This window comes from Dietzia maris (genome assembly GCF_036287335.1).
GTDB lineage: Bacteria > Actinomycetota > Actinomycetes > Mycobacteriales > Mycobacteriaceae > Dietzia > Dietzia cinnamea.
In genome coordinates, this window is the sequence record NZ_CP143053.1 from 1,913,852 (window position 1) to 1,929,017 (window position 15,166).

General features: G+C 71.3%; 13 protein-coding genes. 5 read left to right on the forward strand and 8 right to left on the reverse strand.

What is annotated here, in order from left to right:
- Positions 1 to 19 precede the first annotated feature (19 nt).
- From infB to VYL96_RS08820, 4 genes are all read right to left on the reverse strand, one after another.
- A complete protein-coding gene (gene infB / locus VYL96_RS08805; protein WP_131885037.1) occupies positions 20 to 2,866 on the reverse strand; it encodes a translation initiation factor IF-2 in 2,847 nt (948 codons plus the stop codon).
- A gap of 82 nt (positions 2,867 to 2,948) precedes the next feature.
- The gene (locus VYL96_RS08810) at positions 2,949 to 3,332 is read right to left on the reverse strand and encodes a YlxR family protein (RefSeq protein WP_082904572.1); all 384 of its coding nucleotides are present in this window, start codon (positions 3,330 to 3,332) and stop codon (positions 2,949 to 2,951) included.
- Positions 3,333 to 3,471: 139 nt separating this feature from the next.
- Positions 3,472 to 4,458 (reverse strand): transcription termination factor NusA, encoded by a 987-nt coding sequence (gene nusA / locus VYL96_RS08815; protein ID WP_063973497.1) that lies wholly within the window; start codon positions 4,456 to 4,458, stop codon positions 3,472 to 3,474.
- Complete coding sequence (locus VYL96_RS08820; RefSeq protein ID WP_063973625.1) at positions 4,455 to 5,000, reverse strand: ribosome maturation factor RimP; 546 nt, start codon at positions 4,998 to 5,000, stop codon at positions 4,455 to 4,457. The genes nusA and VYL96_RS08820 overlap by 4 nt, the downstream gene beginning before the upstream one ends.
- Positions 5,001 to 5,104: 104 nt before the next feature.
- On the opposite strand from VYL96_RS08820, the gene VYL96_RS08825 reads away from it, so the two are divergent.
- Both VYL96_RS08825 and VYL96_RS08830 read left to right on the forward strand, forming a co-directional pair.
- The gene (locus VYL96_RS08825; RefSeq protein WP_063973496.1) at positions 5,105 to 5,590 is read left to right on the forward strand and encodes a hypothetical protein; all 486 of its coding nucleotides are present in this window, start codon (positions 5,105 to 5,107) and stop codon (positions 5,588 to 5,590) included.
- Positions 5,587 to 5,991 (forward strand): ferritin-like domain-containing protein, encoded by a 405-nt coding sequence (locus VYL96_RS08830; RefSeq protein WP_007632920.1) that lies wholly within the window; start codon positions 5,587 to 5,589, stop codon positions 5,989 to 5,991. The genes VYL96_RS08825 and VYL96_RS08830 overlap by 4 nt, the downstream gene beginning before the upstream one ends.
- 5 nt (positions 5,992 to 5,996) lie before the next feature.
- Here the strand turns inward: VYL96_RS08830 and VYL96_RS08835 are convergent, their stop codons facing one another.
- Entirely contained in the window at positions 5,997 to 7,748 is a 1,752-nt protein-coding gene (locus VYL96_RS08835) for a proline--tRNA ligase (protein WP_063973494.1), read from the reverse strand.
- A 57-nt stretch (positions 7,749 to 7,805) separates the two neighbouring features.
- On the opposite strand from VYL96_RS08835, the gene VYL96_RS08840 reads away from it, so the two are divergent.
- Positions 7,806 to 8,555 (forward strand): YaaA family protein, encoded by a 750-nt coding sequence (locus VYL96_RS08840; RefSeq protein ID WP_043566037.1) that lies wholly within the window; start codon positions 7,806 to 7,808, stop codon positions 8,553 to 8,555.
- 71 nt (positions 8,556 to 8,626) lie between these two features.
- Here the strand turns inward: VYL96_RS08840 and VYL96_RS08845 are convergent, their stop codons facing one another.
- The 3 genes from VYL96_RS08845 to mqo form a co-directional block, all read right to left on the reverse strand.
- On the reverse strand, positions 8,627 to 9,613 hold the full coding sequence (locus VYL96_RS08845) for an LLM class flavin-dependent oxidoreductase (protein WP_131885049.1): 987 nt from the start codon (positions 9,611 to 9,613) through the stop codon (positions 8,627 to 8,629).
- A gap of 104 nt (positions 9,614 to 9,717) precedes the next feature.
- The gene (gene cobA / locus VYL96_RS08850) at positions 9,718 to 10,944 is read right to left on the reverse strand and encodes a uroporphyrinogen-III C-methyltransferase (protein ID WP_131885038.1); all 1,227 of its coding nucleotides are present in this window, start codon (positions 10,942 to 10,944) and stop codon (positions 9,718 to 9,720) included.
- A gap of 135 nt (positions 10,945 to 11,079) precedes the next feature.
- Entirely contained in the window at positions 11,080 to 12,576 is a 1,497-nt protein-coding gene (mqo, locus tag VYL96_RS08855) for a malate dehydrogenase (quinone) (protein ID WP_081470475.1), read from the reverse strand.
- Positions 12,577 to 12,711: 135 nt separating this feature from the next.
- On the opposite strand from mqo, the gene VYL96_RS08860 reads away from it, so the two are divergent.
- Positions 12,712 to 13,746 carry an alpha/beta hydrolase gene (locus VYL96_RS08860; protein ID WP_231889045.1) on the forward strand — a complete coding sequence of 345 codons (1,035 nt, stop codon included), beginning with the start codon at positions 12,712 to 12,714 and terminating at the stop codon, positions 13,744 to 13,746.
- 5 nt (positions 13,747 to 13,751) lie between these two features.
- On the forward strand, positions 13,752 to 15,152 hold the full coding sequence (gene mtr / locus VYL96_RS08865; protein WP_007626772.1) for a mycothione reductase: 1,401 nt from the start codon (positions 13,752 to 13,754) through the stop codon (positions 15,150 to 15,152).
- Positions 15,153 to 15,166: the final 14 nt, after the last annotated feature.

Below are 15,166 nucleotides of genomic sequence, written 5' to 3' on the forward strand. Positions count from 1 at the left end.
CACGGTGTGCTCTGCGACGTCAGTCGCGCGGCTTCTCGACGAGCTCGTACGTCTCGATCACGTCGCCGATCTTGATGTCGGAGTACGTCACCGTCAGACCGCACTCGAAGCCCTCGCGGACCTCGGTCACGTCGTCCTTCTCGCGGCGCAGCGAGGAGACGGTCATCTCCTCCACGACCACGTTGCCGTCGCGTATGAGCCGCGCCTTGGCGTTACGCCGCATGATGCCGTCGAGCACCATACAACCGGCGATGTTGCCCACCTTGGAGGAGCGGAAGATCTGGCGGATCTCCGCCTGACCGAGCTGCTTCTCCTCGTAGATCGGCTTGAGCATGCCCTTGAGCGCGCTCTCGATCTCGTCGATCGCCTGGTAGATGATCGAGTAGTACCGGATGTCGACGCCCTCACGGTTGGCCATCTCGGTGGCCTTACCCTCCGCGCGGACGTTGAACCCGATGATCACCGCGTCGGACGCCGCCGCCAGGTTGACGTTCGTCTCGGTGACGGCGCCGACACCGCGGTCGATGACCCGCAGCTGCACCTCGTCGTCGATCTCGATACCCATGAGGGCCTCTTCGAGGGCCTCGACCGTACCGGAGTTGTCGCCCTTGATGATGAGGTTGAGCTGGCTCGTCTCCTTGAGGTGCGAATCCAGGTCCTCGAGGCTGATCCGGCGACGGCTGCGCGCGGCCATCGCGTTGCGCTTACGCGCATTGCGTCGATCGGCGATCTGCCTGGCCGTGCGGTCCTCGTCGACCACCATCAGGGTGTCGCCGGCGCCACACACGCTGGTCAGACCGATGACCTGGACCGGACGCGACGGGGTCGCCTCCTCGACGTCCTGGCCGTGCTCGTCGACCATGCGGCGCACACGACCGTATGCGTCGCCGGCGACGATCGAGTCGCCGACCCGCAGCGTGCCGCGCTGGATGAGCACGGTGGCCACGGGGCCACGACCGCGGTCGAGGTGCGCCTCGATCGCGACGCCCTGGGCGTCCATGTCCGGGTTGGCCCGCAGGTCCAGAGCCGCGTCCGCGGTGAGGACGACGGCCTCGAGCAGCGAATCGATGTTCAGGTTCTGCTTGGCGGAGATGTCGACGAACATGGTGTCGCCGCCGTACTCCTCCGGCACGAGGCCGTACTCGGTCATCTGGCCACGGATCTTGTCGGGCTGCGCGCCCTCCTTGTCGATCTTGTTGACCGCCACGACGATCGGCACGTCGGCCGCCTGCGCGTGGTTGATCGCCTCGACCGTCTGCGGCATCACGCCGTCGTCCGCCGCCACCACGATGATCGCGATGTCGGTCGACTTGGCGCCGCGGGCACGCATGGCGGTGAACGCCTCGTGACCCGGGGTGTCGATGAAGGTGATCGTGCGCTCGACGTCGTCGACCGGCACGGTGACCTGGTAGGCACCGATGTGCTGGGTGATGCCGCCGGCCTCACCCTCGCCGACCTTGGCGGACCGGATGCTGTCGAGCAGCCGGGTCTTGCCGTGGTCGACGTGACCCATGACGGTGACGACCGCGGGACGACGCTCGAGGTCCTCTTCGCCGCCCTCGTCCTCGCCGAAGGACAGGTCGAAGGACTCGAGCAGCTCGCGGTCCTCGTCCTCGGGGCTGACGATCTGGACCTTGTACCCCATCTCCTCACCGAGGAGCTGGAGGGTCTCCGGAGTGACCGACTGCGTCGCGGTGACCATCTCGCCCAGGTTGAACAGCGCCTGGACCAGCTGCGACGGGTTGACGTCGATCTTGTCCGCGAAGTCGCTCAGCGAGGCGCCCTGAGCCAGCCGCAGGACCTGCCCACGACCGTCGGGGAGCCGGACGCCGCCGACCTCCGGTGCCCGCATCGAATCGTATTCCTGACGCTTCTGCCGCTTCGACTTGCGACCCCTGCGCGGGGCACCGCCGGGACGACCGAACGCGCCCGCGGCACCGCCGCGACCGCGCCCGCCGCCACCGGGCCGACCGCGGAAGCCACCGCCGCCCGCTGCCGGGGCACCGCCGCCACCGCCGGGGCGGAAGCCGCCGCCGCCGGGACGTCCGCCGGGGCCACCGGGCCGACCGCGGCCCGCTGCGGGCCGTGCGACCTGCCCCGGCATCTGACCGGGGTTGGGACGAGGCGGCATGTTGCCGGGGCTGGGACGGGGGCCGCCCTGGCCCGGAGCACCCTGGCGCTGCGGGGGACGGGGACCACCCTGGCCCGGCGCCGGACGTGCGCCACCCGGACGCGGACCGGCCTGCCCGGGACCCGGGCGGGGGCCGCCCTGCGGGCGCGGGGCGGGCGTGGTGCCGCTGGAGTACGGGTTGTTACCCACGCGCGGCGTCTTGGGCCCGGGCTTCGGGCCGGCCGGACGGGGGCCGGGAGCCGGGCGGGACGCCGCCGCCGCTGCGCCCGGGGTCGCGCCCTGGGCGGGACGCTGCGAGCCGGGCTTCGGACCCGGTGCGGCGGGCTTGGCACCCGGCGTGGGTCCCGCGGCGGGCCTGGCGCCCGACGTCGGTCCCGCGGCGGGCTTGGGGGCCGGTGCCGCGGGCTTGGCGCCCGGGGTGGGCGCGGCCGACGGCTTCGGCGCCGCGTCGGGCGCCGCGGACCGCGGGGTCGCACCCGGACGCGGGCCCGGGGCGGGCTTGGACGGTGCGCCCGGCTTGGGTGCGGACCCACCGCCGGACTTGGACGCCGGTGCGGCGTTGTCGCCACCTCCGGCCGGTGCGTGCGCCTCGCGCAGGCGCCGGACGACCGGTGCCTCCAGCGTCGACGACGCGGACTTGACGAACTCTCCCTGATCGCGGAGCTTCGTCAGAAGTTCTTTACTGGTGATACCGAACTCTTTGGCCAGTTCGTGTACCCGGGGCTTGCCTGCCACTGCTCTCCTCACTGCGAGGTCTCACGGCAGGGCTGGCCGCGCGACCTCGGTCTACATTCGATGGACGTTCATCGCTGGAGCTTCACGGTGTGCTCATCGTGTCTGGTCCGTTCCTCTTCTTGTGCTCCCCCGCCGGGCCGTACGGCCGACGGGTGGTGTCGTGCCCGGGGCGTAAGGCCTCGAGCACCTCCGAGATCGCGTCCTGGGACACGTTCCCGGCGACCCGCAGCGACCTGATGAAGGCCTTGCGGTCGAGTGCTGTCGCGATGCACCGCTCGTCGCGGTGCACCCAGGCTCCTCGTCCCACCGCCCGCCGGCGTGGATCGGGCGAGAGCGCCGCCGTCCGCGGATCGTGGACGACCCGCAGTAGCCGGGAGTCATTATCCCGGCCACGACAACCGACGCAGGTCCGGATGGGACCCCCGGCCTCGATGGCGTCTGTCCGCCGATCCTGACGACCCGACATACGGCCACCTCGGTCTCTCGCCGCCCGACCCGTGGGGGCGGGTGAACGTGAAGTCACTGTGACAACTGATCAGTCTACAGAAGATGCTGTGTCGACACGAACGGCGCGCCCGACCGCGTGGCGCGGTGGCCGACGGGCCTCACTCCGCGTCGCTGTGGATGTCGATCCGCCACTGGGTGAGGCGGTGTGCCAGGCGGGCGTTCTGCCCTTCCTTACCGATCGCCAGGGAGAGTTGGTAGTCCGGCACGACGACCCGGGCCGCCCTCGCCTGCTCGTCCGCGACGGTGACCGAGATCACCTTCGCTGGCGACAGGGCGTTCCCCACGAACACGGTCGGGTCATCGTCGTAGTCGACGATGTCGATCTTCTCGCCGTTCAGCTCCGCCATCACGGCACGGACGCGTGCGCCGTTGGGGCCGATGCACGCACCCTTGGCGTTGAGACCGGAGATGGTGGACTCGACCGCGATCTTCGTGCGGTGCCCGGCCTCCCTTGCGATCGCCGCGATGCGCACCGAACCGTCGCCGATCTCGGGGACCTCGAGTGCGAAGAGCCCGCGGACGAGATCCGGGTGCGTTCGGGACAGGGACACCGAGGCGCCGTGCGGGCCCTTGTGGACACCCACCACGTGGCACTTGATGCGGTCGCCGTGCCGGTAGCTCTCGCCGGGCACCTGCTCGGCGGGAGCGATCGTGCCCTCGGTGCCGCCGTTCTCAGGTCCGATGTGGACCACCACGATCCCCCGGGCGTTGGCCCGCGAGTCCGACTGGATGACGCCGCTGACGACCTCGCCCTCCCGGGTGACGAGATCGCCGTAGATGCGATCGGTCTCCGCCTCACGCAGGCGCTGGAGGATGATCTGGCGTGCGGTCGCGGCCGCGACCCGCCCGAAGTCGGAGGGGGTGACGTCGTACTCGCCGATGCGGTTGCCGTCCTCGTCGACCTCGGCCGCCAGCACGGCGACGGTGCCGGCCTTGCGGTCCAGCGCGATGCGGGCCACGCGGTGCGCCCCGTCGGTGCGCTTGTAGGCGGTGAGAAGCGCGTTCTCCAGCGTCTGCACGAGATCGTCCAGCGGGATCTCGCGCTCCAGGGACAGCATGTTGAGCGCTGCCATGTCGATGTTCAACGGTCTTCTCCTTCTCGCGCGCCACGACCGGGCTCCCCCGGCTCCGACAGCAGGTCCAGCTCGTCCTGCGGGGCGGGCCGGAACTCGACCCGGATCACGGCGTGGGCCACCTCGTCCAACGCCACCGGCACCACCTTCTTGTCCCGGCCCGCCCCGGACACGACGCGGACCACCCCCGCGGCCTCGTCGAGGTCGCCGACCCGTCCGCGTGCCGGGCCCTTCGCGCCCCGCACGTAGGTGAGATCCACCTGGCGCCCACGGGCCCGACGCCAGTGCCTCGGCTGCTCGAGGGGTGCGTCGACCCCGCGGCTGGTCACCTCGAGAGTCACCGGTCGGTCGGGCCCGCCCCATCCCTCGGCGAGGGGATCGAGGTCGCTCGACAGATCGGCCAGGTCGTCGAGTGAGACCCCGGCGTCCCCGTCCACGACGATCGTCACGCGCCAGGCGGACGAGCGGGCGTCCTCCCGGATGTCCTCGAGGTCGAGGCCGCGGTCGGATACCGCTCTGAGAATGTGGGCCCTGTCGGGCTCGGGGACGATCACTGTGCTCCTGGAGTGCGGGCCGGGGAACCCGTCCGGGACGCGGACGGGCCGCATCACTGTACCGCCTCGACGCCCCCACCTCCGAGCCCTGGCAGGATGTCGGAGTGCCCCATTCCGCCCCCGTCGTCCTCTCCCGCCGTCGATTCGTGGGCGCGGCCATCGGCGTCACCGGGTTCGCGGTCGCCGGAGGCTGCGCACTGCCCGCGGTCGTCGACCGTCCGGACCCGCTGATCCCGTTGATCGACGCCGCCGTCCGCGACGCCCGGGAGCTGGCGGCCGCGGACGCCATCCACGGGGACCGCGTCGGTGCGTTGCGCCGGATCGCCGACGCCCGTCGGATGCACGCCGACGCGCTCGCGGGACTGACGGACACCGCGGACGAGGGCGAGGGCGAGGGCGAGGGCGAGGAGGAGCCGGCGACACTTCCCCCGCCCCCGGTGTGCCCGCCCGTCGACGAGGTTCGGGCCAGGTTGCGTGCGGACGCGGCGCTGGCCGCGGACGTCGCGGCGGAGAGCGACGGGGACCGCGCCGAGATCGCCGGTGCCGTCTCCGCGGCGTGCACGGCCGCCGCCGAGGTGGTGCTCGCATGACCCGGGCCGTCGGGCTGGCGGCGGAGGACGCCGCGGTCTACGGGTACGGTCTCGTCCTCTCCCGCGCCGACGCGAGTATCCGCGCGGCCGTCCGGCGCGAACTGGCCGCCCACCGGGCCCGCCGCGACGAGGCGGAACGACTGTGGCCGGGATCCCCGCCGGCCCCGGCGGGGTACCTCATGGGACCGGAGACCCCGTCCTCCCCGGTCCTCCTGGCCATCCGACTGGAGTCGGACTGCTGTGAGGCGTGGCGGGTGGAGCTCGGCCGCTCGGACTCGCCGGAGACACGCCGGTTCTGCGTGGACGCCCTCAGCGCGGCGGCGGTGCAGCTCGCTCGGTGGAGGACGTTGGTCCCGGGCGCCCCGTTCGAGGCGTTGCCAGGGTTCCCGCCCTCCGCCTGACGGACCTAGCGCCCGGCGCCGATGAGCCGGATGATCTCCTCCGCGGCGCCGTCGACCGCCACCTGGGTGACGTCGCCGGTGGCGCGGTGGCGGAGCTCGACCGTCCCCTCGGACCAGCCGCGACCCACCACGACGACCCAGGGCACGCCGATGAGTTCGGCGTCCTTGAACTTCACGCCCGGTGAGGCCTTGCGATCGTCGAAGAGGACCTCGAGTCGCGCCCGGTCGAACGCCTCCACGAGGGTCGCCGCCCCGTCGATCGCGGCCTGGTCCTTGTTGGCGATCACCACGTGCACGTCGGCCGGCGCGGCCTCCGCGGGCCAGACGAGGCCCTTGTCGTCGGCGAACTGCTCGGCGAGGACGGCGACCAGGCGCGAGACGCCGATCCCGTACGAGCCCATCGTGACGCGTGCGGGCTTTCCGTTCTCCCCCAGCACGTCGAACCCGAAGGCATCGGTGTACTTGCGGCCGAGCTGGAAGATGTGGCCGATCTCGATACCCCGGGCGAGCGTCAGGGTGCCGTGACCGTCCGGTGCCGGATCGCCCTCGCGGACCTCGGCGACCTCGATCGTCCCGTCGGGCGTGAAATCGCGCCCGCACACCAGGTCCACGACGTGGCGGCCCGGCTCGTCGGCGCCGGTGATCCATGCGGTGCCCTCGACCACCCGGGGATCGACCAGGTACCGGACCTCGTTGTCCCGGAGCGCCCGGGGGCCGATGTACCCCTTGACGAGGAAGGGGTTGGCGGCGAAGTCGGCTTCCTCCAGGATCGCGACCTCGGCGGGCTCGAGGGCGGCCTCGACCCGCTTCATGTCCACCTCACGGTCGCCGGGCAGGCCCACCGCCAGGAGCTCCCACTCCTCGCCGGGGCGGCGCACCTTGAGCATCACGTTCTTCAGCGTGTCGGCGGCGCCGATCTCTCGGCCGAGACCGGCGGAGTTCGCCCACGCGACCAGCGAGTCGATGGTCGGGGTGTCGGGCGTGTCGTGGACGGTCGCCTCGGGCAGGCCCTCCAGCGGACGTGCGGGGGGCGCGGGGGTGACGACGGCCTCGACGTTGGCCGCGTACGCTCCGTCCGTCGATCGCACGAACGTGTCCTCTCCGGCGGCCGACACCGCGAGGAACTCCTCCGACGCCGATCCGCCCATCGCGCCGGACGTGGCCGCACAGATGACGTACTCGATGCCCAGTCGGTCGAAGATCCGCTGGTACGCGTCACGATGCGCCCGGTACGAGCGCTCGAGCCCGGCGTCGTCGACATCGAAGGAGTAGGAGTCCTTCATCACGAACTCGCGGCCGCGCAGGATTCCGGCGCGGGGCCGCTCCTCGTCGCGGTATTTGGTCTGGATCTGGTACAGGGTGACCGGCAGGTCCTTGTACGACGAGTACTCGCCCTGCACCGTGAGCGTGAAGAGCTCCTCGTGGGTGGGCCCGAGCATCATGTCGTTGCCCTTGCGGTCCTTGAGGCGGAACAGGGCCGGACCGTATTCGGTCCACCGGCCGGTGGTCTCGTACGGCTCGCGGGGCAGGAGCGCGGGCAGGCTGATCTCCTGGGCGCCGAAGGCGTCCATCTCCTCGCGGACCACCTGCTCGACCCGCCTGAGCGTGCGCAGCCCCAGCGGGAGCCAGGAGTACACACCGGGCGCGACGCGGCGGATGTAGCCGGCGCGGACGAGCAGCTTGTGGCTGAGGACCTCGGCGTCCGACGGGTCGTCGCGGAGGGTGCGGAGGAACAGGTGGGACAGGCGCGTGATCACGGTGATCCAGAGTAGCCGCCGGGGGTGCCGGACCGGCCCGACGGTAGCCTCTGCCGGGTGCGTATCCTCCTCTCGCCTTCCGAGACGAAGTCCATCGGCGGCTCCGGTGCCCCGCTCGATCTCACGGCGCTCTCGCTACCGTCTCTCGGCGACACACGGAAGATGGTCGTCGAGTCGCTGGTCTCCCTGTGCACCGGTGACCCGGAGGCCGCGCGCGCCGCTCTGGGGTTGAGCGAGCGACTCTCGGGCGAGGTCGAGCTGAACGCGCAGTTGTGGTCGTCCCCCACCGCCCCGGCGTTGAGCCGGTACACGGGCGTCCTCTACGACGCGCTCGACCAGCCGTCGCTGAGCGGCGCGGCGCGATCACGGGCCGAGGCACGCCTGTGGATCGGCTCCGCGCTCTTCGGCCTCGTCGGCGCCTCCGACCCGATCCCCCACTACCGGCTCTCCGCGGCGACGAAACTGCCCGGGCTGGGGACGCTTCGCTCGGTGTGGAAGCCGTCGCTCACCGCCGCCACCGCGGCGTGGGCCGACGACCTCGTCGTGGACCTGCGTTCGGGCGGTTACCACCAGCTCGGTCCGGTCCCGGGCGCGGTGACGGTCGACGTGGTCACGGAGTATCCGGACGGCACCCGCAAGGTGGTCTCCCATTTCTCCAAGTTCCACAAGGGGCTGCTCGCGCGGACCCTCGCGACGTCGCGGGCGGAGATGGACGACGTCGCCTCGCTGCTCCGGGTGGCACGTCGTGCCGGCCACACGGTCGAGCACGAGTCCGACTCGGTCGTCACGATGGTCACCGCCCCCTGAGCCGACGACCCCGCACGGGGCATCGCCCCCGGGCAGGCCTCCCCGGGCGGGCCACCGTCACCCGGCGGGGATCAGCGCCAGCCCAGCTCCGGCGCGACATGGTTGAGGATCGACTCGAGCAGGTGGGCGTTGTAGTCGACGCCGAGCTGGGTCGGAACGGTCACGAGCAGGGTGTCGGCCGCGCTGATCGCCTCGTCGGCCCGGAGCTGTTCGACCAGCTCCTCGGGCTCGGCCGCGTACGAGCGGCCGAAGACCGCACGCAGGCCCGGTTCGATGTCCCCGAACTGATCTCCGCGTTGCCCGCCGCCCAGGAAGTAGCGCCGGTCGGCGTCGGAGGTGATGGCGACGATCGACCGGGACACCGAGACCCTCGGCGCGAAACCGTGGTCGTGGCGCGCCCACTCCTCCCGGAACGCCTCGATCTGCCGGCGCTGCTGGACGTGCAGCGGCTCTCCGGACTCGTCCGCCTTCAGGGTGGAGGACATGAGGTGCATCCCCGTCGAGGCGGCCCACCGGGCGGTCGCGTCGGAGGCGGCGCCCCACCAGATGCGTTCCCGCAGGCCCTCGGAGTGGGGCTCGATGCGCAGGAGCCCCGGCGGGTTGGGGAACATCGGACGCGGATTGGGTTCGGCGAACGCCGCGCCCTCGACCGCCCGGAGGAAGACCTCCGTGTGGCGGCGGGCCATGTCCGCGTCCGTCTCCCCCTCCCCGGGCCGGAAACCGAAGTAGCGCCAGCCGTCGATCACCTGCTCGGGCGATCCACGGGAGACCCCGAGCTGGACGCGCCCGCCGGCGAGGAGATCGGCAGCAGCGATGTCCTCGGCGAATCCGAGCGGATTGACGTAGCGCATGTCCACCACGCCGGTACCGATCTCGATCCGACGGGTCCGGGCGCCGACGGCCGCGAGCAACGGGGCGGGGGTCCCGAGCTGGCGGGCGAAGTGGTGGACCCGGAAGTACGCGCCGTCCGCGCCGAGTTCCTCCGCCGCCTCCGCGAGCTCGACGCTCTGGAGCAACGCGTCGGAGGCGGACCGGACCGCGGAGTCCGGATGGTCCATCCAGTGTCCGAAGGACAGGAAGCCGATCTTCTTGGGTGTGCCCACGACGCCATCATGCCGGAGGTCGGCGCGGAACCGCGGCGCCGCGGGCGCGACCGGGTGCGTCAGTCGGCGGCGAGCACCTGTGGGAGGCCGGCGACGTCGCCGATCACGACGATGGCCGGCGGCCGCACCTCGTGCTCGTCGAGGGTCGCGGCCAGGGTGCCGAGGGTGCAACGGTATGTCGACTGGCCCTCGAGGCTGCCGTCGACGACCACCGCGGCCGGGGTCTCGGGCGACCGGCCGCCGGCCATGAGCGACCCGGCGATCGCCGGCGAGTTCTTGACGCCCATCAGCACGACGAGCGTGCCACGCATCCGTGCGAGCGCCTCCCAGTCGATGAGGGACCCCGGGTGCCCGGGGGGGAGGTGTCCGGAGACGACGGTCAGCTCGTGGGTCATCCCGCGGTTCGTGACGGGGATGCCCGCGAGGGCGGGTACGGCGAGCGCGCTGGACACGCCCGGCACGACCGTGCACGGGATCCCGGCCTCCGCGCAGGCCTGGGCCTCCTCGAAGCCACGTCCGTAGAGGAAGGGGTCGCCGCCCTTGAGCCGCACCACGAACTTCCCGGCCCGCGCCCGGCTCACGAGTACCTCGTTGATCGCGTCCTGGGCCATCGCGCGGCCGTACGGGATCTTCGCTGCGTCGACGATCTCGACGTCCGCGCGTAGTTCGGCGAGCGGACGCTGCGGGGCCAGCCGGTCGGCGACCACCACGTCGGCGCGGGCGAGCAGTCGGCGCCCACGGACCGTCATGAGGTCGTCCGCCCCCGGCCCCCCTCCGACGAGGGCGACGGTCCCGCGTAGGGATTCGTCGACCTCCGGGGCCTCGGCACCGGCCTCGTCGAGGGCCTTCGCGACGACGTCGCGCGCCTCGGCGGTCCGGTCGCGGTCACCGGTGAGGACCGACACGAGCATCTGCCCCCGCCGGACGACGGCGGGGGTCACGGCTGTGCCGGACGTGACGGCGTCGGAGCGGACGCAGAAGGTACGGTACTGCTCCGCCTCTGCGGCGACGCGGGCGTTCACCAGGGAGTTCCTGGTCGCGGCCACCGCATACCACGCGCCCTCGAGATCCCCCGTCCGGTACTCGCGGGGTTCCCACCAGACACGGCCCGCGTCGATGAGCCCCTGGAGAGTGGGCGTGACCTCCGGGCTGATGAGGTGGACGACCGCGCCGGCCTCGAGCAGCACGGGGACGCGGCGTTGCGCCACGGATCCACCGCCGATCACCACGACGCGACGGCCCTCGAGGTCCAGGCCGACGGGGTACGGGTTCACTGGCCGGATCATGCCCCGATCCTATCCGCCGTCGGCGGCGTCCCGGTCGTCGACCCGGGCCGTGTGAGACGACTCATCCCCCGGCCTCGTCGAGGAGGCGGCCGGGGGATGAGGGCGTCGGGACGGCGGCGCGACGGCGCCGGTCGATCAGACCTTCTGGTCGAGCTTGAGTGTCCGGGTGGACCGCTCGAACTGCTCGGTGAACAGCGCCGGCTCCTCGGCGAGCTTGCGACCCAGCGACGGGATCATCTCCTCGAGCGCGGGCTTCCACTCGGCGAACCGGCTCGGGAAACAGCGCTGGAGCACGTCGACCATGGCGTCGACAGCGGTGGAGGCGCCGGGCGACGCGCCGAGCAGGCCGGCGATGGACCCGTCCGCGGCGTTGACCACGGCGGTGCCGAACTCCAGGGTGCCGCCGCGACCGTTGGGCTTGATCACCTGCACCCGCTGGCCGGCGACGACCTTCTCCCAGTCGCCCTCCTGCGCGGACGGGACGAAGTCGCGCAGGGACTCGACGCGTGCGCCGTGGTTCTTGGCCAGCTCGGTGATGAGGTACTTGACCAGACTCATCTCGGTGAGACCGATGTTGGCCATGGGCAGGAGGTTGCCGAGCCGGATGCTCGACGGCAGGTCGAGGAAGCTGCCCATCTTGAGGAACTTGGGGGTCCAGCCGGCGAAGGGACCGAACAGCAGGCCCTTCTTGCCGTCGATGACGCGGGTGTCCAGGTGCGGAACGGACATCGGGGGCGCGCCGACGGAGGCCTGGCTGTAGACCTTGGCCTGGTGCTGCTCGACGAGCTCGGGGTTGGTGCAGCGCAGCCACTGGCCGCCGACCGGGAATCCGCCGATGCCCTTGATCTCGGGGATGCCGGACTTCTGCAGCAGGTGCAGGGCACCGCCGCCCGCGCCGACGAACACGAACTTGGCGTCGACGGTGCGCTCGTCACCCGTGTGGCGGTTGGCCACCGTGAGGCGCCACGTCCCGTCGGTGTTGCGCTCGAGGTCCTTGACCTGGTTCTGGTAGTGCACCTCGGTGCCCGTGCGGGTGAGGTACTTGACCAGCTGACGGGTGAGGGCGCCGAAGTTGACGTCGGTGCCGTTGGAGAAGTGGCTCAGCGCGAACGGCTGCTCGGGCGAGCGGCCCTTCGCCATGAGGGGGACGAGCCGCTCCAGCTCGGAGAAGTCGGTGGTGTGGTTCATGCCCGGGAACAGCGGGTGTCCGGCGAGCTTGTCGTACCGCTTCTGCAGGTAGTCCTGGCCGTCCTTGCCGGCGACGAAGCTCATGTGCGGCACGGGACGGATCCACTCCGTCGGGTCGCCGAGGATGGTGTTCTCCACCGCGTAGGACCAGAACTGGCGGGAGACCTGGAACTTCTCGTTGACGTTCACGGCCTTGGTGATGTCCACGTCGCCGTCGGCGGTCTTGGGCGAGTAGTTGAGCTCGCACAGGGCGGAGTGGCCGGTACCGGCGTTGTTCCACGCGTCGGAGGACTCCATGGCGGGGCCCTCGAGCCGCTCGAAGACCTGGATGTCCCAGTCCGGCTGGAGCCGACGCAGCAACGCCCCCAGGGTCGCGCTCATGGTGCCCGCGCCGATGAGCGCCACATCCGTCGTTCCGTGCTTTGCCACCTGGTCTGAAGTCACCGGCTACCCTCGCTCATTGGTCGTGGACCCGAATCTCACGTCGACGCGGGGCGGTCCCTCGGGGGCCCGCGCCCACAGGGCTACAAGCCTACTCACGGGGACGCCGCCGCGGCACACCGGACTAGGGTGGTCGTCGTGTCGCCGCACTCCCCCGATCCCGCCGCCCACGGAGACGACCCGCGATGGATCCCCGATCTGCTGGGCCCGTCCTATCGTCGGCGCGAACTCCCGCTCGGGACCGATCCGGACGGCGAGGGGCCGATCTCGGCGACCCTGGTGCGGCACGAGGACGCGCCGTTCCGGCCGGACGCCGCGGTTCTCGTGGTCCACGGACTGTCCGACTACTTCTTCCACACGCACCTGGCCGAGTTCCTCGCCGCGCGGGGGATGGCGACGTACGGCATCGACCTGCGCAAGTGCGGCCGGTCGAGGCGGGAGGGTGTGACGCCCCATTTCACGACGGACCTGGAGAGGTACGACGACGAGCTGGATCAGGCGCTCGAGGTGATCGTCGCCGAGCACCCGGGCGTGCCCGTGTTCGTGTTCGCGCACTCCACGGGTGGCCTGGTGGTCCCCCTGTGGCTGGCGCGGCGTCGCGACCGGTCCGCGCTGGAGCCCGTCGTGGGAGTGGTGCTGAACTCCCCCTGGTTCCAGCTCGACGTGCCGGAGCGCGCCCGGGCCGTGCTCGATCCGGTGATCCGGACGTTGGGCTCGGTCCGCCCGTTCTACCGGCTGCCGTTGCCCACGTCGGACCGGTACGTGATCAGCACCCACGTCGACCACGACGGTGATTTCCACTTCGACACCACCCTCAAACCCCCCGGAGGGGTGGGTGTCCGCGCCGGGTGGCTCGCCGCGGTACGCCGCGCCCAGCGCCGCCTGCAGGCCGGCGTCGGTCTGCCGTTGCCTGTGCTGCTGTTGCGTTCGACCGCATCGTCGGTGGGGACGAGGTCCCGCGGCGGCGAGATCGACGTCGACACGGATCTCATCCTCGACGTCCGGTCGATGCAACGGTTCGCCGATCGCGTCTCCGCGGACGTCACGGACGTCGCCGTCGACGGCGCCCGCCACGATGTCTTCCTCTCCCGCGCCGACGTGCTCGAGGTGGTCTTTGATCATCTCGGGCGTTGGCTCGACCAGACCTTGTCCGCACACCCCAAGGAGTCCTGACCGCAATGACACAGACCCCCTCGCGCCACTTCGATCTCGTCGTCATCGGCACGGGCAGCGGCAACTCGCTGGTCGACGAGTCGTTCGCCGACAAGTCCGTCGCGATCTGCGAGAAGGGGACGTTCGGCGGCACCTGCCTCAACGTCGGGTGCATCCCCACCAAGATGTTCGTCTACGCGGCGGACACGGCCACCTCGGTCACCCATTCGTCGACCTACGGGGTCGACTCGACGCTTGACGGCGTCCGGTGGCCGGACATCGTCTCGCGGGTCTTCGAACGCCGGATCGACCCCATCGCCGCCAGCGGCGAGGACTACCGGCGTCACCGCTGCGACAACATCACGGTGTACGACGGTCACGCGCGGTTCGTCGGGCCGCGCACGATCGACACCGGTACCGGGGAGATCATCACCGCCGACTCCGTCGTCATCGCCGCCGGCGGCCGTCCGTCGATCCCCGACATCGTCACCGAGGCCGGCGTGGCCTACCACACCAGCGACGACGTGATGCGTATCCCGGAGCTGCCGAAGTCCATCGTCATCCAGGGATCCGGCTTCATCGCCTGCGAGTTCGCACACATCTTCTCCTCCCTCGGTGTGGAGGTCACCGTGATCGGCCGCTCCGACGTGCTGCTCAAGCATCTCGACCGCGAACTCGCGGAGCGGTTCACCGCCGCGGCCGGGCGTCGCTGGGACGTGCGACTCGGTCAGGAGATCACCAGCATGACCGCGACCGGTGAGGACCGTCGGGGCGTGGAGATCAGCTTCGAGGACGGCTCGAGCTGCTCGGGCGACGCGCTCCTCGTCGCGACCGGGCGCACGCCGAACGGCGATCTGCTCGGGCTCGACTCCGCCGGGGTGGAGATGGACGGCGCCCGGGTCCGGGTGGACGAGTACGGCCGCACGACCGCCGACGGGGTGTGGGCGCTGGGCGACGTGAGCTCGCCGTTCCAGCTCAAGCACGTCGCCAACCACGAACAGCGCGTGCTCGGGCACAACCTGCGTCACCCCGACGATCTGCACCCGTTCCACCACAGCAACGTCCCGTACGCGGTCTTCACGTGGCCGCAGATCGCGTCGGTCGGCCTCACCGAGTCGGAGGCGCGGGCCGCGGGGTACGACGTGACCGTCAAGACCCAGGACTACGGCGACGTGGCCTACGGCTGGGCGATGGAGGACTCGGTCGGCTGCTGCAAGCTCATCGCCGACCGGGCGACCGGCCTCCTGCTCGGCGCCCACATCATGGGTGCCCACGCGCCGTCGCTGATCCAGATCCTCATCCAGGCGATGGAGTTCGAGATCACGGTGCCCGATCTCGCGCGGCGTCAGTACTGGATCCATCCGGCGATGGCCGAGGTGGTCGAGAACGCGCTCCTCGGGCTGGACTTCCCCGACCGCGGTTTCTAGTCCGCGGCCGACGC